Annotated in this window: 20 protein-coding genes; all 20 read left to right on the top strand. The window is 69.0% G+C overall.

Annotated features, from left to right (window positions below):
• Complete coding sequence (gene fliG, locus LG380_RS04765; protein WP_225766447.1) at positions 1 to 987, top strand: flagellar motor switch protein FliG; 987 nt, start codon at positions 1 to 3, stop codon at positions 985 to 987.
• Complete coding sequence (locus LG380_RS04770) at positions 984 to 1640, top strand: FliH/SctL family protein (protein ID WP_225763832.1); 657 nt, start codon at positions 984 to 986, stop codon at positions 1638 to 1640. The genes fliG and LG380_RS04770 overlap by 4 nt, the downstream gene beginning before the upstream one ends.
• Positions 1637 to 3016: a FliI/YscN family ATPase gene (locus LG380_RS04775; protein ID WP_225763833.1), complete on the top strand. Its 1380-nt coding sequence runs from the start codon at positions 1637 to 1639 to the stop codon at positions 3014 to 3016. Before LG380_RS04770 ends, LG380_RS04775 begins: the two co-directional genes overlap by 4 nt.
• 3 nt (positions 3017 to 3019) lie before the next feature.
• Positions 3020 to 3481, top strand: coding sequence for a flagellar export protein FliJ (fliJ, locus tag LG380_RS04780; RefSeq protein WP_225763834.1), 462 nt, complete (start codon positions 3020 to 3022; stop codon positions 3479 to 3481).
• Positions 3478 to 4620 (top strand): flagellar hook-length control protein FliK, encoded by a 1143-nt coding sequence (locus LG380_RS04785; protein ID WP_225763835.1) that lies wholly within the window; start codon positions 3478 to 3480, stop codon positions 4618 to 4620. The genes fliJ and LG380_RS04785 overlap by 4 nt, the downstream gene beginning before the upstream one ends.
• Before the next feature lie 134 nt (positions 4621 to 4754).
• Positions 4755 to 5264 carry a flagellar basal body-associated FliL family protein gene (locus LG380_RS04790; protein WP_225763836.1) on the top strand — a complete coding sequence of 170 codons (510 nt, stop codon included), beginning with the start codon at positions 4755 to 4757 and terminating at the stop codon, positions 5262 to 5264.
• Between the two features lie 10 nt (positions 5265 to 5274).
• Positions 5275 to 6288, top strand: coding sequence for a flagellar motor switch protein FliM (fliM, locus tag LG380_RS04795; protein WP_225763837.1), 1014 nt, complete (start codon positions 5275 to 5277; stop codon positions 6286 to 6288).
• Entirely contained in the window at positions 6285 to 6638 is a 354-nt protein-coding gene (fliN, locus tag LG380_RS04800) for a flagellar motor switch protein FliN (protein WP_225763838.1), read from the top strand. Before fliM ends, fliN begins: the two co-directional genes overlap by 4 nt.
• Positions 6638 to 7045: a flagellar biosynthetic protein FliO gene (gene fliO, locus LG380_RS04805; RefSeq protein WP_225766448.1), complete on the top strand. Its 408-nt coding sequence runs from the start codon at positions 6638 to 6640 to the stop codon at positions 7043 to 7045. Before fliN ends, fliO begins: the two co-directional genes overlap by 1 nt.
• Position 7046: 1 nt before the next feature.
• Positions 7047 to 7826: a flagellar type III secretion system pore protein FliP gene (gene fliP, locus LG380_RS04810; protein ID WP_225763839.1), complete on the top strand. Its 780-nt coding sequence runs from the start codon at positions 7047 to 7049 to the stop codon at positions 7824 to 7826.
• 865 nt (positions 7827 to 8691) lie between these two features.
• Positions 8692 to 8961, top strand: coding sequence for a flagellar biosynthetic protein FliQ (locus LG380_RS04815; protein ID WP_225763840.1), 270 nt, complete (start codon positions 8692 to 8694; stop codon positions 8959 to 8961).
• A gap of 6 nt (positions 8962 to 8967) precedes the next feature.
• Positions 8968 to 9765, top strand: coding sequence for a flagellar biosynthetic protein FliR (gene fliR / locus LG380_RS04820; RefSeq protein ID WP_225763841.1), 798 nt, complete (start codon positions 8968 to 8970; stop codon positions 9763 to 9765).
• Between the two features lie 121 nt (positions 9766 to 9886).
• Entirely contained in the window at positions 9887 to 12760 is a 2874-nt protein-coding gene (locus LG380_RS04825; protein WP_225763842.1) for a ligand-binding sensor domain-containing diguanylate cyclase, read from the top strand.
• A 134-nt stretch (positions 12761 to 12894) separates the two neighbouring features.
• On the top strand, positions 12895 to 14025 hold the full coding sequence (gene flhB, locus LG380_RS04830; RefSeq protein ID WP_225763843.1) for a flagellar biosynthesis protein FlhB: 1131 nt from the start codon (positions 12895 to 12897) through the stop codon (positions 14023 to 14025).
• A gap of 23 nt (positions 14026 to 14048) precedes the next feature.
• Complete coding sequence (gene flhA / locus LG380_RS04835; RefSeq protein ID WP_225766449.1) at positions 14049 to 16139, top strand: flagellar biosynthesis protein FlhA; 2091 nt, start codon at positions 14049 to 14051, stop codon at positions 16137 to 16139.
• Positions 16140 to 16268: 129 nt separating this feature from the next.
• On the top strand, positions 16269 to 18155 hold the full coding sequence (flhF, locus tag LG380_RS04840; protein ID WP_225763844.1) for a flagellar biosynthesis protein FlhF: 1887 nt from the start codon (positions 16269 to 16271) through the stop codon (positions 18153 to 18155).
• Positions 18142 to 19026, top strand: coding sequence for a MinD/ParA family protein (locus LG380_RS04845; protein ID WP_225763845.1), 885 nt, complete (start codon positions 18142 to 18144; stop codon positions 19024 to 19026). Before flhF ends, LG380_RS04845 begins: the two co-directional genes overlap by 14 nt.
• Positions 19023 to 19769, top strand: a complete 747-nt coding sequence (locus tag LG380_RS04850; RefSeq protein ID WP_225763846.1) for an RNA polymerase sigma factor FliA — start codon at positions 19023 to 19025, stop codon at positions 19767 to 19769. Before LG380_RS04845 ends, LG380_RS04850 begins: the two co-directional genes overlap by 4 nt.
• Before the next feature lie 14 nt (positions 19770 to 19783).
• Positions 19784 to 20173, top strand: a complete 390-nt coding sequence (gene cheY, locus LG380_RS04855; protein WP_225763847.1) for a chemotaxis response regulator CheY — start codon at positions 19784 to 19786, stop codon at positions 20171 to 20173.
• Entirely contained in the window at positions 20173 to 20781 is a 609-nt protein-coding gene (locus LG380_RS04860; RefSeq protein WP_225763848.1) for a protein phosphatase CheZ, read from the top strand. The genes cheY and LG380_RS04860 overlap by 1 nt, the downstream gene beginning before the upstream one ends.

A 20781-nucleotide genomic window follows, 5' to 3' on the forward strand; every position in this document is an offset into this window, starting at 1 on the left:
CTGACCGGTGTACAGCGCGCGGCCGTGCTGCTGCTTTCGCTGGGTGAGCTGGATGCGGCCGAAGTGCTGCGCCACATGGAACCCAAGGAGGTGCAGAAGATCGGCATCGCCATGGCCACCATGACCGACATCACCCGCGAGCAGGTGGAGCGAGTGATGGACCAGTTCGGCCAGGAACTGGGCTCGAAGACCTCGCTGGGCGTGGGCTCGGATGACTACATCCGCAACATGCTGGTGCAGGCGCTGGGCAGCGAGAAGGCCGGCAACCTGATCGACCGCATCCTGCTCGGCCGCAACACCACCGGCCTGGACGCGCTGAAGTGGATGGACCCGCGTGCGGTGGCCGACCTGGTGCGCAACGAGCACCCGCAGATCATCGCCATCGTGATGGCGCACCTGGAAACCGACCAGGCTGCCGACGCGCTGAAGCTGCTGCCCGAGCGCACCCGCGTGGACGTGCTGCTGCGCATCGCGACCCTGGACGGCATCCCGCCGAACGCACTCAATGAGCTCAACGAGATCATGGAGCGCCAGTTCGCCGGCAACCAGAACCTGAAGTCGTCCAGCATCGGCGGCGTGCAGTGCGCGGCCAACATCCTCAACTACATGGATGGTGGCCAGGACCAGGTGATCCTGGGCCAGATCGCGCAGATCGACGCCCCGCTGGGCACCCGCATCCAGGACCTGATGTTCGTGTTCGACGACCTGGTGGACCTGGACGACCGCGAGATGCAGCTGGTGTTGCGCGAAGTCTCCGGCGAACGCCTGGGCCTGGCCCTGCGCGGCGCCGACAACAAGGTCAAGGAGAAGATCACCCGCAACATGTCCCAGCGTGCGGCCGAAATCCTGCTCGAGGACATGGAAGCGCGCGGTCCGGTCAAGCTGTCCGACGTCGAGGCCGCCCAGCGCGAGATCCTGGCCGTCGTCAAGCGCATGGCCGATGAAGGCACCGTCACCATCGGCGGCAACGCAGAGGCCATGCTGTGAGCAACGTCGTCCGCTGGATTGCCCCCGACCTGATGGCGACGCCGGATCCGGAGCTGGAGGCCGAGGAACTGCAGGCCGACGAAGCCTGGCTGGGAGACGAGCCCGAACCGGAGCCCGAAACCGAACCGGCGCTCAAGCCGCCGACCCTGGAGGAAATCGAGGCGATCCAGAACGCGGCCCAGCAGGAAGGCTTCGAACGCGGCCATGCCGATGGCTATGCCCAGGGCCAGGCCGAGGTGCGCCGCCTGATCGCGCAGATCGAAGGCATCCTGGACAACTTCAGCCGGCCGCTGGTGCGGCTGGAGAACGAGGTGGTCGGCGCGCTGGGCGAACTGTCCGTGCGCATCGCCGGCAACCTGGTCGGCCGCGCCTACGAGGCCGAGCCCGAGCTGCTGCAGGACCTGGTACTCGAAGCCCTGGACGCGGTGGGTTCCACCAGCCGCGACGTCGAGGTGCGCCTGCATCCCGACGACATCGCCGCCCTCGCCCCGCTGCTGAACCTGGGCCCCGGCCACCGCCTCAATCCCGATCCGTCGCTGAGCCGCGGCGACCTGCGCGTGCATGCCGAATCGGTGCGTATCGACGGCACGATGGAAGCCCGCCTGCGCGCCGCGCTGGCCACGGTGATGCGCCGTTCCGAGGCTGAACAATGACCCCGGCCGTCCCGCATCCGGCCCCGGCCGAGTGGATGACCGCGCGCAACCTGCGCCTGGCCGCGCGCCTGGACGACATCCGCATCGAGCCCGGCGCCAGCCGCGGCCTGATCCGCGAAGGCGTGCTGCGCCGTGCGGTCGGCCTGACCCTGGAAGCCGTCGGCTGCGAGGCGCCGATGGGCGCAACCTGCAAGGTCGAGGTCGATGGCGGCTGGGTCGATGCCGAAGTCGTCGGCTTCGCCAGCGACCGCACCTACCTGATGCCCAGCGCCGAGCTGCACGGCCTGCTGCCCAATGCCCGGGTGGTGCCGTCGTACCGCCGCGGCGGCGTGGAAGTGGGCGAAGGCCTGCTCGGCCGCGTCATCGATTCGGATGGCGTGCCGCTGGACGGCAAGGGTCCGATCCGCGCCGAAGGCACCTCGCCGATGGCCGGCGTGTCGATCAACCCACTGGCACGCGAACCCATCACCCAGCCGCTGGACGTGGGCGTGCGCGCGATCAACGCGCTGCTGCCGATCGGCCGCGGCCAGCGCGTGGGCCTGTTCGCAGGCTCCGGCGTCGGCAAGTCGACCCTGCTGGGCATGATGACCCGCTACACCGCCGCCGACGTCATCGTCGTCGGCCTGATCGGTGAGCGTGGCCGCGAAGTGCGCGACTTCGTGGAGAGCACGCTGGGCGAGGAAGGCCTCCGCCGCGCCGTGGTCGTGGCGGCCCCGGCCGACCGACCGCCGCTGGCGCGCCTGCATGGTGCCTACCGCGCCACCGCGATCGCCGAGTGGTACCGCGACCAGGGCCTGAACGTGCTGCTGCTGATGGATTCGCTGACCCGCTTTGCCCAGGCCCAGCGCGAGATCGGTCTGTCCGTCGGCGAGCCGCCGACCACCCGCGGCTATCCGCCGAGCGTGTTCGCCAAGCTGCCGGCCCTGGTCGAGCGCGCCGGCAACGGTGCCAAGGGCCGCGGCTCGATCACCGCGTTCTATACCGTGCTGACCGAAGGCGACGATCCGCAGGATCCGATCGCCGACGCCGCCCGCGCCATCCTCGACGGCCACATCCTGCTCTCCCGCCGCGTAGCCGACTCGGGCCTGTATCCGGCCATCGACGTCGAATCCTCGGTCAGCCGCGTGGTCCAGGACATCGCCGACGAGCCGTGGCGCCTGCGCATCCGCAAGCTCAAGCGGCTGGTGTCGGCCTACTCGGCCAACCGCGACCTGATCGCCATCGGCGCCTACCAGCGCGGCAACGATCCGGCCACCGACGAGGCCCTGGAACGCTGGCCGGAGATCCTGGAGTTCCTTGGCCAGGACGTGGCCAGGGCCGCCGACCTGCCGCACAGCCAGGCCGCACTGAAGAACCTGGTGGAAAAAGAGAGCTAAGCCATGAAGCAGTCCCAGCGCATCGATCCGCTGCTCAAGCGCGCCCAGGAGAAAGAGGATGCCGTCGCCCGCGACCTGGCCGAACGCCAGCGCGTGCTCGAAACCCACCTCAACCGCCTGGAGGAGCTGCGCCGTTACGCCGAGGAATACGCCAACGCGCAGATGGCGGCGACCAGCCCGGCCCAGCTGCTCAACCGCCGCGCCTTCCTGGACCGCCTGGACAGCGCCGTGCAGCAGCAGAGCCAGACCGTGGACCGCAACCGCGAGCGGGTCGAGGCCGAGCGCGCGCGCCTCCTGCTGGCCAGCCGCGACAAGCAGGTGCTGGAACAACTGGCCGCCAGTTACCGGGCCCAGGAGCGCCAGGTGGTCGAACGCCGTGACCAGCGCGAAATGGACGACCTGGGCGCGCGGCGCGTGCGCCTGGCCCAGGCCGCCGCTGCCCAGGAATCCGGAGAAACCCCATGAACACCCTGTCCGCCTTTGCCGCGCTGGCGCCTGCCACCCCGGCCGCGACGCCTTCGACCCCGACCAGCACGGCGCGGGGTGAGGGCCAGCGCCAGGAATTCGGCACGCTGCTCAAGTCCACCCCGGCTGCCGAGGCCAGCCCGGCTCCGTCGCCTGCCGCTACTGCGGCCGACCAGCGATCGGCCTCCTCCAACGGGGCCGCTGCACAGCCGGCCACCGAGGCCGAAGATGCCGCGGCAACGGAGTCCTCCACGCTGGCCGCTGCCACAGACGAGGGTGACGACGCCCTGGGGGCCGACGACAGCGATACCGAAGACACCTGGCCGCCGGCCGGCCTGGCCGGGCTGGGCTTCGCCCTGCCGGCATCGCCCAGCCAGCCGTTAGCTGCATCAGCCGCTGCCAGCCCCAATGCCGCCGGAACCGGGCCCGCTGCCATGGGGGCATCAGCGCCGGCGGTCAATCCGATGACCCTGCAGCAGGGAACCGCTGCAGCCATTGCAACCGCCTCCCCGGCAGACGTGGCGAGCCAGCTGGCCGTGTCCACCGATGCCGGTACGCCGGACGCCGAGCTGCAGTTCCAGCAACTGCTGCAGGGTGCCGCCGGCGACGCCGAGGGCACGCAGGCCGACACCGGCACGGCACCGGCGCTGCTGCACGCCCTGTCCGGCGTGGGCGAAACCCGCGTCACCGGCCTGGCATCGCTGGCTGCCGTCGCCGCGCCGACGGCCACTCCTGACGTGCACGCCGAGGATTTCGGCGATGCCTTTGGTGCGCGGCTGTCGTGGATGGCCGACCAGAAGATCGGCCACGCCCACATCCGCGTGACCCCGAACGACCTGGGTGCGATCGAGGTCCGGCTGCAGCTGGACGGCGACCGTGTCCACGCCAGCTTCAGCAGTGCCCATGCCGAAGTCCGCCAGGCCCTGGAAAGCAGCCTGCCGCGCCTGCGCGAAATGCTCGGCGAGCACGGCATGGAACTGGCCCACGCCGACGTCGGCCAGGGCGACACCACCCAGTCCGGTGGCTCGCATGACGGCCAGGGCACCGGTCTTGCCGCCGGCCCGGCGACTGGTGCGGGCAGCGACGCTGCGGTCCCAACCAGCGTGACCCTGCGCGGCCTGCTGGACACCTACGCCTGATCCACCTGGCGGCCTGCGGGCCGCCATCACCGTCCCGGCAACCGGGGCACGTCAAATTCCTGCCACCGGCACATCGCGGTTTTCGGCACGGGCATTGCATCTGAAGGGACAGCAACCCTGAGGAGCACCCCCAAGTGGCTACAGCCGCCGACAAATCCAAGAAGAAAGACGAGTCGCAGGACAAGTCCGACAAGCCGCGCAAGCAACTGCTGTCTGCTGCCCTGATCGCCCTGGTAGCCGCGGCTGCGGCCGGTGGCGGCGTCTGGTTCTTCACCCAGAAGGACGCCCAGCCCGCCAAGGACGCCGCCGCGACCAAGCTCGCTCCGGCGCAGTACTTCGCCCTGGATCCGGCCTTCGTGGTCAACCTGCCCACCTCCTACGACGGCCCGCGCTACCTGCAGGTCGAAGTGCAGCTGATGAGCCGCGACCCGCTGGCCATCGAAGCGATGAAGGCCCATGCACCGGCGCTGCGCGCGCGCCTGCTGATGCTGTTCTCGCAGATCCAGGCCAGCCAGATCTCCGACCGCGCCGGGCGCGAGAAGCTGCAGGCCGAGGCCCTGGCCGAGGTCCAGAAGGTGCTCAAGCACGAGACCGGCAAGCCCTACGCCGACGAGCTCCTGTTCACCAGTTTCGTCACCCAGTAAAGGTGCGTCGATGACCATGAACGACCTGCTGTCCCAGGACGAGATCGACGCGCTGTTGCATGGCGTCGATTCCGGGACCGTTGCCACCGAGCAGGAACCCACCAATCCGGGCGAGGCGCGCACCTACGACTTCGCCAGCCAGGACCGCATCATCCGCGGCCGCATGCCGACGCTGGAGATGGTCAACGAGCGCTTTGCCCGCCTCTGGCGCATCGGCCTGTTCAACCTGATCCGTCGCTCCGCCGAGATTTCGGTGCGCGGCATCGAACTGACCAAGTTCGGCGACTACCTGCACTCGCTGTACGTGCCGACCAACCTGAACCTGATCCGCTTCAAGCCGCTGCGCGGTACCGGCCTGGTGGTGTTCGAGCCGACCCTGGTGTTCGCCGTGGTCGACAACTTCTTCGGGGGCGACGGGCGTTACCCCACCCGCATCGAGGGCCGCGAGTTCACCGCCACCGAGATGCGCGTCATCCACCTGATGCTCAAGCAGACCTTCACCGACCTCAAGGAAGCCTGGGGCCCGGTGATGAACGCCGACTTCGAGTACATCAACTCGGAGATCAACCCGCACTTCGCCAACATCGTCAGCCCGCGCGAGTACGTGGTGGTGACCCGCTTCCATGTCGAACTGGACAGTGGCGGCGGCGACATCCACATCACCCTGCCCTACTCGATGCTGGAGCCGATCCGCGAACTGCTCGACGCCGGCATCCAGTCCGACCGCAACGACCGCGACGAGAGCTGGGCAATCATGCTGCGCGAACAGCTCGATACCGCCGAGGTGGAACTGTCCAGCGTGCTGGCCAAGCGCACCCTGAGCCTGCGCGACCTGACCTCGCTCAAGGTCGGCGACATCCTCCCGATCGAACTGACCAAGAAGGTGCCGCTGTGCGTGGAAGGCATCCCCGTGTTCACCGGTGAGTTCGGCGTCGCCAACGAGCGCAACGCGATCAAGATCACCGCCACCCATCCGCCGGGTACCCGCCCGCGCAACCCCGTTATCCAGGAAGACCCGCAATGAACGACAACCTCGAAACCGAAGCCACCCCGGCGCAGGAGCCCATCCCGGCCCAGTTCGAAGACCTGCGCGCCGACGAAGAACAGGGTCCTGACCTGAACCTGGACGTGATCCTCGACGTCCCGGTGACCCTGCAGCTGGAAGTCGGCCGCGCCCGCCTGCCGATCCGCAGCCTGCTGCAGCTCAACCAGGGTTCGGTCGTGGAACTGGAACGCGGAGCCGGCGAATCACTGGACGTGTTCGTCAACGGCACCCTGATCGCCCACGGCGAAGTCGTCGTGATCAACGACCGTTTCGGCGTGCGCCTGACCGACGTGGTCAGCCCGAGCGAGCGGATCCGGAGACTGCGGTGATCGCCCAGGCGACCCTCGCCACGCTGGTCGCCGCTGCCCCGGCCGCCAAGGTCGGCCAGCACGCGGCCAGCGCACCGGGCCTGGGCGGAGCGGTATTTGCCCTGTTCGCGGTGCTGGCGCTGATCATGGGCCTGGGCTGGGTGCTCAAGCGCATGCCCGGCAGCAGCTTCCGCCAGACCCCCGGCCTGCGCGTGGTCGCCACGGCCGCGGTCGGTGCCAAGGAGCGGGTGGTGGTGGTGGACGTCAACGGTACCCAGCTGCTGCTGGGCGTGACCGCCGGCGGCATCAACACCCTGCACCAGCTGCCCGAACCACTGCCGCCGGTGCCGGCCCCGTCCCTGCCCGACCTCAAGCAACTTCCGAATTTCGCCCAGCTGCTCTCGCAGAAGCTGCGCAAGGACTCCTGACATGCGTTCCCGCCCCTTCCCGCGGCGCGGCCTGCAACTGCTGGCGCTGCTGCTGTTGACCCTCCTGCCGATGCTGGCGCTGGCCACTCCCGGTGCGCCGCAGCTGCCCTCGCTGCCGGAAGTGGATGTCGGCCGCATCGGCAGCCAGCCGGTGACGCTGCCGATGCAGACCCTGCTGCTGATGACGGCCATCACCCTGCTGCCGTCGATGCTGCTGGTGCTGACCGCCTTCACCCGGATCATCATCGTGCTGGGCCTGCTGCGCCAGGCGCTGGGTACCGGCCAGTCGCCGTCCAACCAGATCCTGATGGGCCTGGCGCTGTTCCTGACGGCGATGGTGATGATGCCGGTGTGGGACAAGGCGTGGAGCACAGGCATGGGCCCGTACCTGGACGGCCAGATCGATTTCCAGACGGCCTGGAAGCTGACCACCGAACCGCTGCGCGCCTTCATGCTGGCCCAGGTCCGCGAGACCGACCTGATGACCTTCGCCGGTCTGGCCGGGCACGAGACCTACAGCAGCCCGGAGGCGGTGCCGTTCCCGGTGCTGGTGGCGTCCTTCGTGACCTCGGAGCTGAAGACGGCGTTCGAGATCGGCTTTTTGATCTTCATCCCGTTCGTGATCATCGACCTGGTGGTGGCCTCGGTGCTGATGTCGATGGGCATGATGATGCTGTCGCCGATGCTGGTCTCGGCCCCGTTCAAGATCCTGCTGTTCGTGCTGGTGGACGGCTGGGTGCTGGTGGTCGGCACCCTGGCCGCGAGTTTCAACGCGGTCTGACGACCCCGCCCGTCTTGATTCACGAAGAAGCCGCGACCTGTTCGCGGCTTCTTCGTTTCCCGCGTCTGGCTTTGCCTAGTGGATGCAGGCTGCTCGAGTTCAGGGCGCCCGTAATGCGGAGAGGCTTTGGCTTTGGCTTTGGCTTTGGCTTTGGCTTTGGCTTTGGCTTTGGCTCTTCGCCTTTGATTTACCGGGCCCCTTCCGTAGCGACGGAGCTGGCGGAAAGGACCCCGCAGGGGCGACGCACATGGATGTGCGTCGTTTTCCGAGGGGACATGGATGTCCCGTCGGAAAATCCTGCCAGCGGAGTGGACCTGGAGCGCGGAGCGCGGAAGGCGCGGAGGCAGGGTGTGCTTTCTTTGGGCCACCTTTCTTTGCACAAGCAAAGAAAGGTGTGCTCGCTGGCCGCAGGGCAGCGAAAGCCGTTGCCGTTGCCGTTGCCGTTGCTTTGCCGGCTACAGCCAAAGCCAAAGCTTGTAGAAGCAGGGCTTTCGCTCCCTTGCAGGGAGCGAGTTACTTTTCTTTGCTCGTGCAAAGAAAAGGTAACCAAAAGAAAGCACGCCCTGTCCTCGCGCCCGCGCCACTGCGTGGCCCGGGTCCACTCCGCCAACGGCGATTTTTCGACGAGACATCCATGTCTCGGCGAAAAACGACGCACATCCATGTGCGTCGCCCCTGCGGGGTCTGGCCGCCGGCTCCGTCGCTGCGGAAGGGGCCCGAAGGTCACAAACTGGAGCAACAGCAAAGGCAAAGCAAAGCAAAGCAAAGGCCACAGCCTGAGCCAGATCCAGAGCCGGCCAGCCACGGCGCGAGCGGCGCCGGAATCCCGCCGGATTTCTGGCACCGGGCTTGCATGCATCCCGGCATGACTCCCGAACTCGCCCTCACCGAACTGCGCGGTGGCCTCCTCGCCACCCTGTGGGTCGCCGGTCCGCTGCTGCTCACCGTGCTGGTGGTCGGCGTGGTCGTCGGCATCATCCAGGCCGCCACCCAGCTCAACGAACCGACCATCGCCTTCATCGCCAAGGCCGCTGCCCTGACCGCCGCCCTGTTCGCACTCGGCAGCCTGCTGCTTGGCCACCTGGTCGAATTCACCACCCTGCTGTTCCAGCGAATTCCACACCTGATCGGATAACGCCACATGGATGCCGCCACCCGCATGGTCGTCGATGGCCAGCAGGCCTTCGCCATGATCGGCACGGTCCTGTGGGTTGGCCTGCGCATCGGCGCGATGCTGCTGGCCATGCCGCTGTTCGGTACCCGCGCGGTGCCCGGGCGCGTGCGGGCGCTGGTCGCGCTGACCCTGTCGCTGGCGCTGGCCCCGGTGCTGCCGCCGGTGCCGGTGTGGAACGGCTTCGATGCCGCCACCGTGCTGACCGTCCTGCGGGAACTGGCCATCGGCGTGACCATCGGTTTCACCCTGCGACTGGTGTTCGAGGTCGGCTCGCTGGCCGGCGAACTGATCTCCCAGGGCACCGGCCTGGCCTTCGCCCAGATGACCGACCCGGCCCGCGGCGGCAGCTCCAGCGTCATCGGCCAGTGGTTCTACCTGCTGTTCGGCCTGCTGTTCTTCGCCGCCAACGGCCACCTGGCCCTGATCAGCCTGCTGATGGACAGCTACAAGGTGGTGCCGATCGGCACCTCGCTGCCGGACGCGCACGCGCTGGCCTCGACCGTGCCCAACTTCATGCTGCAGGTGTTCCGGGGTGCGGTCAGCCTGGCCCTGCCGCTGACCGTGGCCATGCTCGCGGTCAACCTGGCCTTCGGCGCACTGGCACGCGCGGCACCCGCGCTCAACCCCATCCAGCTCGGCCTGCCGGTCTCGCTGCTGCTGGGCATGATGATGCTGGCCCTGCTGTTCAGCGAAATGGGCACGCCGGTGCAACAGTTGTTCGACCAGGCCTTCGACGCCGCCGGACAGGCAGTCACTCCGCCCTAAATTTTCCTCGCCTGCGGCCGATAGCCCCACCAAGGGCGCGACAAGCGTGCCCTGGAAGACGAACAGGACCCGAGCCCAGCGCGTGCGTTTCCTTCTGCCCCGGCGATCCAGGCTCCGCGCGTTGGCGTGGCTGGCATTGCTTTGCCTGGCGCTGGGCGGCCAGGCGGGCGCGCAGACCGTGACGTTCCGCAACTACACCCAGGCTGACGGCCTGCAGGGGCTGACGGTCAACTGCCTGTTCGAGGACCGCGAGCATACGGTCTGGGCCTGTACCGAGCTGGGCCTGCACCGCTACGAGCGCGAGACCTTCCAGGCCATCGGTCCCAACGAGGGGCTGATGGCCACGATGGTCGCCGCCGTGGCCCAGGACACCAGGGGCCGGCTATGGGTCAGTACCGCTACCGGCCTGTTCATGGGCGACGGCCGGCGTTTTGCACCGGTGCTTGACGGGGACCAGACCATTTCCGCCGACGTCGGCCAGGCGATCACGCCCTGGGGCGATGCGGTGCTCGTGCAGTCCCGCGACCGGGTCCTGGAAGTCCAGGTCGCCGGCGACGGCCGTTGGCAGGTCACACAGCTCAAGGCCAGCGACGGAACCCCTTTCCCCGCCAGCACTGCCCTGCTGGCGCATGACGACGAAGTCTGGTCAGGCTGCGGCACGGAGCTGTGCAGGCGCGATGCCGAAGGCAGGCTGCGGCGCTATGGCACCACCCAGGGCGTTCCGGCCGACCGCTGGATCGCGCTGATGCGCGACCGGCAGGGTACGCTCTGGGTCCGCGGCGAACGTCACGTCATCTCGCGCAAGCCCGGCAGCCGCCGCTTCTACAACCATCCCGCGCCGGCCGGCAGTGATTTCAGCATCGTCAACAACGGCACCAACCTGGTCGAGGATGCGAAGGGGCGGATCCTCACCCGTATCGACAACGGCGTGGGCCGCTGGGACGGCAGCCGGTGGGAGATCTTCAGCCGCACCCGTGGCCAGGCGGTCACGCCGGCTCCCAGCGCGATGCTGGTCGACCATGCGCACCGCCTGTGGATCGGCAGCCGCGGCCTGGGCATCCAGCGCCTGCTCGGTTACGGGGTGCTGCTGCACTGGAGCGAGGCCGACGGCCTGGCGACCGGCCCCACCTGGAGTGCCCTGCGCGACGCCCGCGGCGAGCTGTTCATCGGCAGCGACATGGGCGGCAACCGCATGGATCCGGCCACCGGCGCGATCCTGCCCTGGGTCGACGAACACGGCCAGCCGCTGCGCCAGCTGCTGCGCATGGCCAGCACCCCCGACGGTGCACTCTGGGCAGGCCTGTCTTCAGGTCGCCTGGTCCGCCGCGACCCGGCCGACGGGGTCACCCGCGACGTCACGGTGCTGCCGGGACAGGTCCGCGCCATGCTGGCCGACACCGGCGGCACGTTGTGGATCGCCACGCGCGAAGGCCTGTTTGCCGTCGCCCCGGGGCAGCACCAGCCACAGCCCGAAGCCGGCGTGCCGGCAGTCGATTCGACCGACCTGGGCCGCGACCGGAATGGCAATGTATGGCTCACCACCACCAGCGGCATCTACCGCCGCCTGCAGGGCCAGTGGCGCAAGCTCGAGGTCGACGGCGCGCCCGGCATGATCTTTACCAAGGTCAGCATCGGCCCCAACGGCGACGCCTGGCTCTCGCGCAACGGAACAGGGCTGTGGCGGGGCGTGCTGCACGGCGACAACCTGCTGGCAGTGGAGCCGGTCTCCGACCCGCTGATCGACAACGTCATGCCCTACCTGCTGCGCCATGACAGCCGCGGCTGGCTCTGGATCGGCAGCTCCCAGGGCCTGGACCTCTTGCGCGACGGGCAGTGGGTGCGCGTCACACAGTCCGAGGGACTGCTGTGGGATGACATCTCCGAAGCGGCCATTCTCGAGGACCCCGATGGCAGCATCTGGATCGGCAGCAGCCTGGGCCTGACCCAGATCCGCGACCCCGGCCAGCTGTTCGCCCGGCATCCACTGCACCTGAAGATCAGCCACGCCAGCCGTGGCCGCCAGCCGCTGCATGCCGACGTTCGCCTGCCCTGGTCGGAAGACCCGATCAACTTCGCCTTCTCCACGCCCGGCACCGTCGGCGGCGAGGACCGCATCCATTTCCGCTACCGCCTGCGCGGGCTGCAGTCGCAGTGGATGACCACCAGCCAGGGCCGGCTGACCTACACCCTGGGTGCGCCCGGACGCTACGTGCTGGAGGTGCAGGCACTGGACGTGCGTGAGCGCACCGCCAGCGGGATCCAGACCCTGGCCTTCGAGGTACTGCCGCAGTGGTGGCGCTCCCGCCTGGCGCTGCTGATCTACCTGCTGGCCGGTGGCGGCCTGCTGACGCTGGCCTGGCGCTGGCGCATGCGCCGCCTGCTGCGGATCAAGAACCGGCTGGAACGACTGGTGACCGAGCGCACCCGCGACCTGGAGCACGACAAGCGGGAGCTGGAGAAGGCGCGTGCCGCCCTTGCGATCAAGGCCAGCCGCGACGAACTGACCGGCCTGTTCAACCGCTCCGGCATCCTTGAAGTGCTGCACGGGGAAATGCTGGCCAGCCAGGCGGCCGGTACGCCACTGGCGGTGGCGCTGATCGACCTGGACTATTTCAAGCGCATCAACGACCAGCACGGCCACCTGGCCGGCGACGCGGTACTGGCCGGCGTCGGCCGGCGCCTGCGCGAGGACCTGCGGGGCCGCGACAGCGTCGGCCGCTACGGTGGCGAGGAGCTGCTGGTGGTCATGCCCGGCCTGGCGCCGAAGGCGCAGCAGCGCCTGCAGGCCCTGCACCGGCTGCTGTCCTGCGCGCCATACGCCATCGGCGATGGCATGGAGCTGGCGGTGACCTGCTCGATCGGCGTGGCCTGGCTGCGCCCGGGCGATACCGGCGAGCAACTGCTGGCACGCGCCGACCTGGCCCTGTACCGCGCCAAGGACGCCGGCCGCGACCGCGTGGAACTGGCGATCGAGCCGGAACCCGAGACAGCCTGACCCGGCCACCGAAGCGGCCGGCAATGACGGCCAGCCGTGCGCCATCGCGGCGCTGATCCCCTTCGCCGCCACGCCGGCGCGCCAACGGAACGGAACTTGCACGAGCACGGGCATCCCGCCCGTGCGTGCCCCCGATGTCCGAAAACGAACAAGCCGGCGAAAAAACCGAACTTCCTACCGAAAAACGCCTTCGCGAAGCCCGCGAACAGGGCAACATCCCGCGTTCGCGCGAACTGGCCACCGCGGCCGTGTTCGGCGCCGGCGTGCTGGCGTTCATGGCCTACTCCGGCTCGATGGCGCGCGGCGCGAAGGACTGGATGCGGCAGGCGCTGTCGCCCGAGCCCACCCTGCGCCACGTGCCGCGGGAAATGTTCGGCCACGTGGGCGAACTGATGGCCCAGCTGATGCTGGCCGTACTGCCGCTGCTGGTGATCTGCCTGCTGGCCAGCTTCCTGGCCCCGGCGATCATGGGCGGGCTGCGCTGGTCCGCCAAATCCATGGCGCCCGACTTCAAGCGCCTCAACCCGCTGTCCGGCCTCAAGCGCCTGTGGGGCCCGGAAGCCATCGCCGAATTCATCAAGTCGCTGCTGCGCGTGGTCTTCGTCGCCAGCGCCGCCGGCCTGTGCGTGTGGCACGGCATCGACGGCCTGCGCGCCCTGCTGCACGAGCCGCTGGAGCGGGCGGTGATCGACGGCCTGGGCTTCACCCTGAAGCTGGTGCTGTCCACCGCGGGTGCCATGGCCCTGCTGGCCGTCATCGACGCGCCGTACCAGAAGTGGAACTGGATGCGGAAGCTGAAGATGACCCGCGAGGAGTTGCGCCGCGAAATGAAGGAGGCGGAAGGCAGCCCGGAAGTGAAGGGCCGCATCCGCCAGCTGCAGCAGCAGATGTCGCAGCGCCGGATGATGGAAGCCGTGCCTACCGCCGACGTGGTGGTGGTCAACCCGACCCACTACTCGGTCGCGCTCAAGTACGAGGGCGGCAAGATGAATGCGCCCACGGTCGTGGCCATGGGGGTGGACGAAGTCGCCCTGCGCATCCGCGAAGTCGCCACCGGCAACAAGGTCGCCATTGTCTCGGCGCCGCCTTTGGCACGCGCCTTGTATCGGGAAGGCCAACTCGGCAAGGAAATCCCCGTGAGACTGTATTCGGCCGTCGCCCAGGTCCTGTCCTACGTCTACCAGCTGCGCACCTGGCGTGGAGGCCCCATGCCGTCCCAGCCGGTGGTGGATATCGATGAGTTCGCCCCGGGGGCCCGCCCATGAGCGCCCAGCCCGCAACCGAAGGGATGAACGTGCGGCGCATGCTGCAGATGGTGCGCCAGGGCCTGGGCGCGCCGCTGATCGTGCTCGCCCTGCTGGCGATGGTCGTGGTGCCGCTGGCCGCGCCGGTGCTCGATGCGCTGTTCACCTTCAACATCGCCATCTCGCTGATGGTGCTGCTGGCCGTGGTCTACGTGAAGCGGCCGCTGGACTTCACCATCTTCCCGATCGTGCTGCTGGTCACCACGATGCTGCGGCTGGCGCTGAACGTGGCGTCCACCCGCGTCATCCTGCTCAATGGCCAGGACGGCCATGAAGCGGCCGGCAAGGTGATCGCCGCGTTCGGCGAGTTCGTCATCGGCGGCAACTACGCAGTCGGCATCGTGGTGTTCGCGATCCTGACCATCATCAACTTCGTGGTGATCACCAAGGGTGCCGGGCGCGTGTCGGAAGTGACCGCGCGCTTCATCCTCGACGCCATGCCCGGCAAGCAGATGGCGATCGACGCCGACCTCAACGCCGGCCTGCTGACCCGCGAGGAAGCCAAGGCCCGCCGTGAGGAGGTCCGCGAGGAAGCCGACTTCTACGGCGCGATGGACGGTGCCAGCAAGTTCATCCGCGGCGACGCGATCGCCGGCATCCTGATCCTGTTCATCAACCTGCTCGGCGGCCTGGCCGTGGGCGTCCTGCAGCACGGCATGCCGTTCGGCGACGCCGCCGCCACCTACACCCTGCTCTCCATCGGTGACGGCCTGGTGGCGCAACTGCCGGCACTGCTGGTGTCCTCGGCGGTGGCCATGCTGGTTACCCGTGCCTCGCGCGCGCAGGACATGAGCCAGGCGATGATGGGCCAGGTCTTCGGCCAGCATCGTGCGCTGACCATTGCCGCCGCCATCCTCGGCGTGGTCGGCCTGGTCCCGGGCATGCCGAACATGGCCTTCCTGAGCCTGGCCGCGATCCTCGGCTTCCTTGCATGGAAACTGTGGAAGCGCGAGCAGGTCACCGAGAAGGAGAAGGCGAGTGCCGGCGTGGTCGGCGCCGCCGGCCCCAACACCCTGCCGCTGGCCGGTGGCCAGCCCTCGCCCACCGCCGAACTGACCTGGGACGAACTGCGCCCGGTCGATCCGCTGGGCCTGGAAGTCGGCTACCGCCTGATCCCGCTGGTCGACGCCAGCCAGGGTGGCGAACTGATGGCGCGCATCAAGGGCGTGCGCCGCAAGCTGACCCAGGACATGGGTTTCCTGATTCCGTCGGTCCACATCCGCGACAACCTGGAACTGCCTGCCGCCGGCTACCGCCTGCTGATCCACGGCGTGCCGGTGGCTACCGCCGAAATCCTGCCGGACCGCGAACTCGCCCTGGACCCGGGCAGCGCGATCGGCACCCTGGACGGCATTCCCGGCAAGGACCCGGCCTTCGGCCTGGATGCGACCTGGATCCAGCCGCACCAGCGCGCCCATGCCGAATCGCTGGGCTACACCGTGGTCGATCCGGCCACCGTGATCGCCACCCACCTGTCGCACCTGATCCGCGAGCACTCGCCCGAACTGCTCGGCCACGAGGAAGTGCAGCAGTTGCTGGCCAACCTGGCCAAGACCGCGCCCAAGCTGGTGGAAGACCTCACGCCCAAGTCGTTGCCGCTGTCGGTGGTGGTGCGGGTGCTGCAGAACCTGCTGGTCGAACGCATCCCGGTGCGCCAGCTGCGCAAGATCGTCGAGGCGCTGGTCGAGAACGCCCCGCTCACCCAGGACCCGGCCAGCCTCACCGCCGCGGTACGCAACTCGCTCGGCCGCTTCATCGTCCAGGAAATCGCGGGCATGTCGCAGGAACTGCCGGTTTTCACCCTCAACCCGCAACTGGAACGCGTCTTGCAGGAATCCACTCAAGGCAATGGTGCCGCGCTCGAACCCGGTCTGGCCGAGCGTCTGCACCAGAGCCTGGCCGAATGCGTCAGCAAGCAGGAAGCCAAGAACGAGCCAGCCGTCGTGCTGGTGCCCGGTCAGGTCCGCGCCGCGCTGGCGCGACTGGTCCGGCACAGCGTCCCGGCGCTCTCGGTCCTGGCCTACAGCGAGGTCCCCGAAGACAAGCGCCTGAAGCTGGTCGGAACCATCAGCTGACGGCGACCGGATTCCGGCGGCAGCGTCGGAAAACGGTCACCCGCAACACCCGCTCCATCCGCATGACCCGGCAGCGCGAGCCCACGCGCCCCACTGGCAAACAGAATTCAACTTTCCCGGTACCACAGCATGAAAATCAAACGTTTCGTCGCCTCCGATATGCGCTCCGCCATGAACCTGGTGCGCAAGGAACACGGTCCTGACGCGGTCATCCTGTCCAACCGGCGAATCGAGGAGGGCGTGGAGATCGTCGCCGCCGCGCACTACGACGAGGAAGTCGTGCAGCGCGCCCTGGAGGCCTCCCGCCCGAAGCCGGCCGCACCGGCCAAGCCGCGCAGCGCCGCCGAGGCGATGATCGCCGCGGTCACCCGCCGCAGGTCGCCCGAGCCGGAACCCGTGGCCCCGACCACCTCGGCCGTGGCCGCCCTGGCCCGCGCCGCCGTCGGCGCCACCGGCCGCACCGTGGAAGCGCCGGCCGAATCCGGCTTCACCAGCCGCTTCGCCTCGCTGCTGAAGCCGCGCCCGGCCATTCGCCCGGCGGTCAGCGTGCCGGTGCAGGACTTCGCCACCCTGCCCTCCACCGACGAGGATCCGCCGGCACTGCCGGCTGACCGATTCGCCCGCCAGGCGCCGCGTCCGGCCGCCGCCCCGGCTGCCCCGCTCAACCGCGCGCGCTTCCAGATCGACCCGCCGCTGGAAGACATGCCGCTGCCGTCGTTCGCCCGCCCGGCCCCGGCCGCTGCACCGGAACCGCGCCACGCGCCGACCGGCCACGCCCTGCACGAACCGACCCCGTCGCCGCGCCAGGAAGCGCCGCGCAGCTTCCAGCAGCCGGCGTCGTTCCTCGACGAGGCCAGCTACCTGCCGCTGGAGCCGGTCGCCGCACCGCGCAGCCTTGGCGAACATGCCCAGCCCGCTCCGCTGCCGGCCTTCGCCGAGCGCACCCCGGCCGCGCCGTCGCCGAACATCGCCGAACGTGCCGCGGAAGCTCCGCAGCGCCCGTTCGTCGAGCCGACCCCGGTGGCAGCGCCCTCGCCGGCCATCGAGCAGGCCCCGGCTGACGCACGCACTGCCGCCCCGACCCTGAGCGCGGTGCCGGCCCCCCGCGAAGACGGCCAGCTGGCCGCCATGCGCAAGGAGCTGACGGTCATGCGCCAGATGATCGAGCGCGAGATGAGCCGCTTCACCGACGAGCGCCTGCGTGGCTGCCCGGTGCGTGCCCAGGCCATGGACCTGATGGACGAGTATGGCTTCGACGCCGGCCTGGCCCGCGACGTGGCCATGGAAATCCCGGCCGACACCGAACTGCACCGTGCCCGCGGCCTGATGCTGGGCCTGGTCTCGCGCCGCCTGCCGATCACCCCGGTCGACCCGATCGAAGCCGGTGGCGTGTTCGCCCTGGTCGGCCCGACCGGCGCCGGCAAGACCACGACCATCGCCAAGCTGGCCTCGCGCTTCGCCGAAGCCCATGCCGCCCGCGACGTGGCCCTGGTCACCACCGACACCCAGCGCATCGGTGCCCGTGAGCAGCTGTACGGCTTTGGCCGCTCCCTGGGCATTGCCGTGCACGAGGCCAACAGCGGTACCAACCTGAGCCAGCTTCTGAACCGCCTGGCCGACTACAAGCTGGTGCTGATCGATACCGCCGGCCTGGGCCAGCGTGACCGCGGCCTGGCTGCCCAGCTGCAGTGGCTGCGTGCCTCCGGCCACGTCAGCACCCAGCTGGTGCTGCCGGCCAACACCAGCTTCCAGGACATGGACGAGGTGGTGCGTCGCTTCGGTGCGGCCAACCCGCAGGGCCTGGTGCTGACCAAGCTGGACGAGACCAGCCGCTTCGGCAGCGCCCTGTCGATCGCGGTCGACCACCGCCTGCCGATCACCTGGGTGACCGACGGCCAGGACGTACCGGACGACCTGCATCGCGCCAGCGCCGCCAACCTCGTACTTCGCCTTGAAGATTTGCGCCGCGCTGCCGATATGCCCTGCAACCCGGAGTTCAACCATGCAGTCGCGTGAGTACGCCAAGCTGACCACCACCTTCCCGTTGTCGGCCACGCGCCGGCAGCCGCTCGGAGCCGTGCGCAGCATCGCCATCACCGGCGGCAAGGGCGGCGTGGGCAAGAGCAACATCGCCGCCAACCTGGCCGTGGCCCTGGCCGAGCTGGGCAAGAAGACGCTGCTTCTGGACGCCGACCTCGGCCTGGCCAACGTTGACGTGATCCTTGGCCTGCAGCCGCGCTTCAACCTGGCTGACCTGGTCGCCGGCCGCTGCACGCTGGAGGAAGTGATCATCGAAGGCCCCGCCGGCCTGCTGGTGATCCCCGCCGCTTCCGGTCGCCGGCACATGGCCGACCTTGGTCGCGCCGAGCACGCCGGCCTGGTCGACGTGATCTCCGAGCTGGAGCGCGAGGTCGAGATCCTCATCATCGACACCGCCGCCGGCATCACCGACAGCGTGCTGACCTTCTGCCAGGCCGCGCAGGACACCGTGGTGGTGGTTTGCGACGAGCCGGCCTCGATCACCGACGCCTACGCCTTGATCAAGGTGCTCTCGCGCGAGCGCGGGGTGGACCGCATCCAGGTGGTGGCCAACATGGTCCGCGACCCGCAGGAGGGCCGCATGCTCTACGACAAGCTGGTCCGCGTGTGCGAGAAATTCCTCGCCGACGTATCGCTCAACTACCTGGGCGCAGTACCGCAGGACGACTGGCTGCGGCTGTCCGTGCAGCGCCAGCAGCCGGTGGTGAAGGCGTATCCCGCCGCGCCCGCGTCGATGGCGATCAAGGAAATGGCTGCCCGCACCGCGCGCTGGCAGCCGCCGACCGAAGCGCGTGGCGGCATCGAGTTCTTCCTGGAGCGCATCATCCATCGCGGGGTGACGGCATGAAGGCCGCCGCCCAGTACCGCGAGGTGCAGCGTTGCAGCGCCACCGAGTGCATCACCCAGCACGGTGACCTGGTCCGCCGCATCGCCCACCACCTGGCCGCACGCCTGCCGGCGAGCGTGGAGATCGACGACCTGGTGCAGGCCGGCATGATGGGCCTGATCGAGGCCTCGCGCAGCTACGACGCCGACCAGGGCGCCTCGTTCGAGACCTATGCCTCGATCCGCATCCGCGGCTCGATGATCGACGAGATCCGCCGTGGCGACTGGGTGCCGCGCTCGGTGCACCGCCGTGCCCGTGACGCCGCCGCCACCATCCGCCGGCTCGAGCAGGAAACCGGCCGTGCCGCCAGCGCCACCGAGGTGGCCGCCGCGATGGACATGCCGCTGTCCGAATACCAGCGGCTTATGGAAGACGCCGCACGCGGCCAGGTGCTGAGCCTGGAATCGCGCGTCGAGGACCACGGCGAGCTGGACACCATCGCCCGCGGTGGCCCCAACCCGCAGCAGTTGCTGGAGCGCAGCCAGTTCGGCAGCGCCCTGTCCGAGGCGATCAGCCACCTGCCCGAACGCGAACAGCTGGTGCTGTCGCTGTACTACGAGCAGGAGTTGAACCTGAAGGAAATCGGCGCCGTGCTCGGCGTCAGCGAATCGCGCGTGTGCCAGATCCACGGCCAGGCAGTGCTCCGCCTGCGTGGCCGACTGAAGATTTTCGAGGCGGCCGATGCCGGCCTCGAGGACCATTGAACGAGGAATCAGATTTGAACAAGAACATGCGGGTCCTGATCGTGGACGACTTCTCGACGATGCGGCGCATCGTCAAGAACCTGCTGGGCGACCTGGGCTTCAACAACACCGCTGAAGCCGAGGACGGCAATGCCGCCCTGGCCCTGCTGCACAGCCAGCCGTTCGACTTCGTGGTCACCGACTGGAACATGCCGGGCATGACCGGCATCGAGCTGCTCAAGGCGATCCGCGCCGACGACGCCCTGAAGACCCTGCCGGTGCTGATGGTCACGGCCGAAGCCAAGCGCGAGCAGATCATCGAGGCCGCCCAGAACGGCGTGAACGGCTACATCATCAAGCCGTTCACCGCCCAGGTGCTGGAAGAGAAGCTGGGCAAGATCTTCGAGCGGCTGGCAGGCGCCTGATGAACGCCGCCGACCACAGATCCGCCCTGATCGGCCGGCTGCAGGATGCGCTGGCTGCCCTGGAAAACGGCGACGAAGCCGCCTGGCGCGAGCAGATCGACGCGCTGGCCGCCCTGCGCCAGCAGCCGATGATGGCCGGCCTGAGCCGGCTGGCCCGCGAGCTGGGCCAGGCGCTGGGCGAACTGCCGCGCCTGCCGACCGACAGCGGCGAGCTGGACGATGCCTGCGCGCGCCTGGACCACGTGGTGGCGATGACCGAACAGGCCACCCACCGCACCCTGGACCTGGCCGAACAGTGCCGCACCCTCGCCGGCCAGCTGCGCGACGGCGGCCTGAGCGAGGACCAGGGCCACCTTGTCGACCAGATCCGCCACAACCTGACCGAGATGGCGCTGGCACAGAGCTACCAGGACCTGACCGGCCAGATCATCCGCCGCGTCGTGGGCATCGTGCGCCGCGTGCACGAGGGCTTCGGCGAACTCGGCCTGCCGCCGCGCAAGGAAGAAGCCGGCAAGGCCGGCCTTGCCGGTCCCGCCGTCGGCGGCCTGGACCGCCACGCGGTGTCGCAGCACGACGCCGACGACCTGCTTTCCGACCTGGGGTTGTAA

It is taken from the genome of Stenotrophomonas sp. Marseille-Q4652 (assembly GCF_916618915.1).
Lineage (GTDB): Bacteria > Pseudomonadota > Gammaproteobacteria > Xanthomonadales > Xanthomonadaceae > Stenotrophomonas.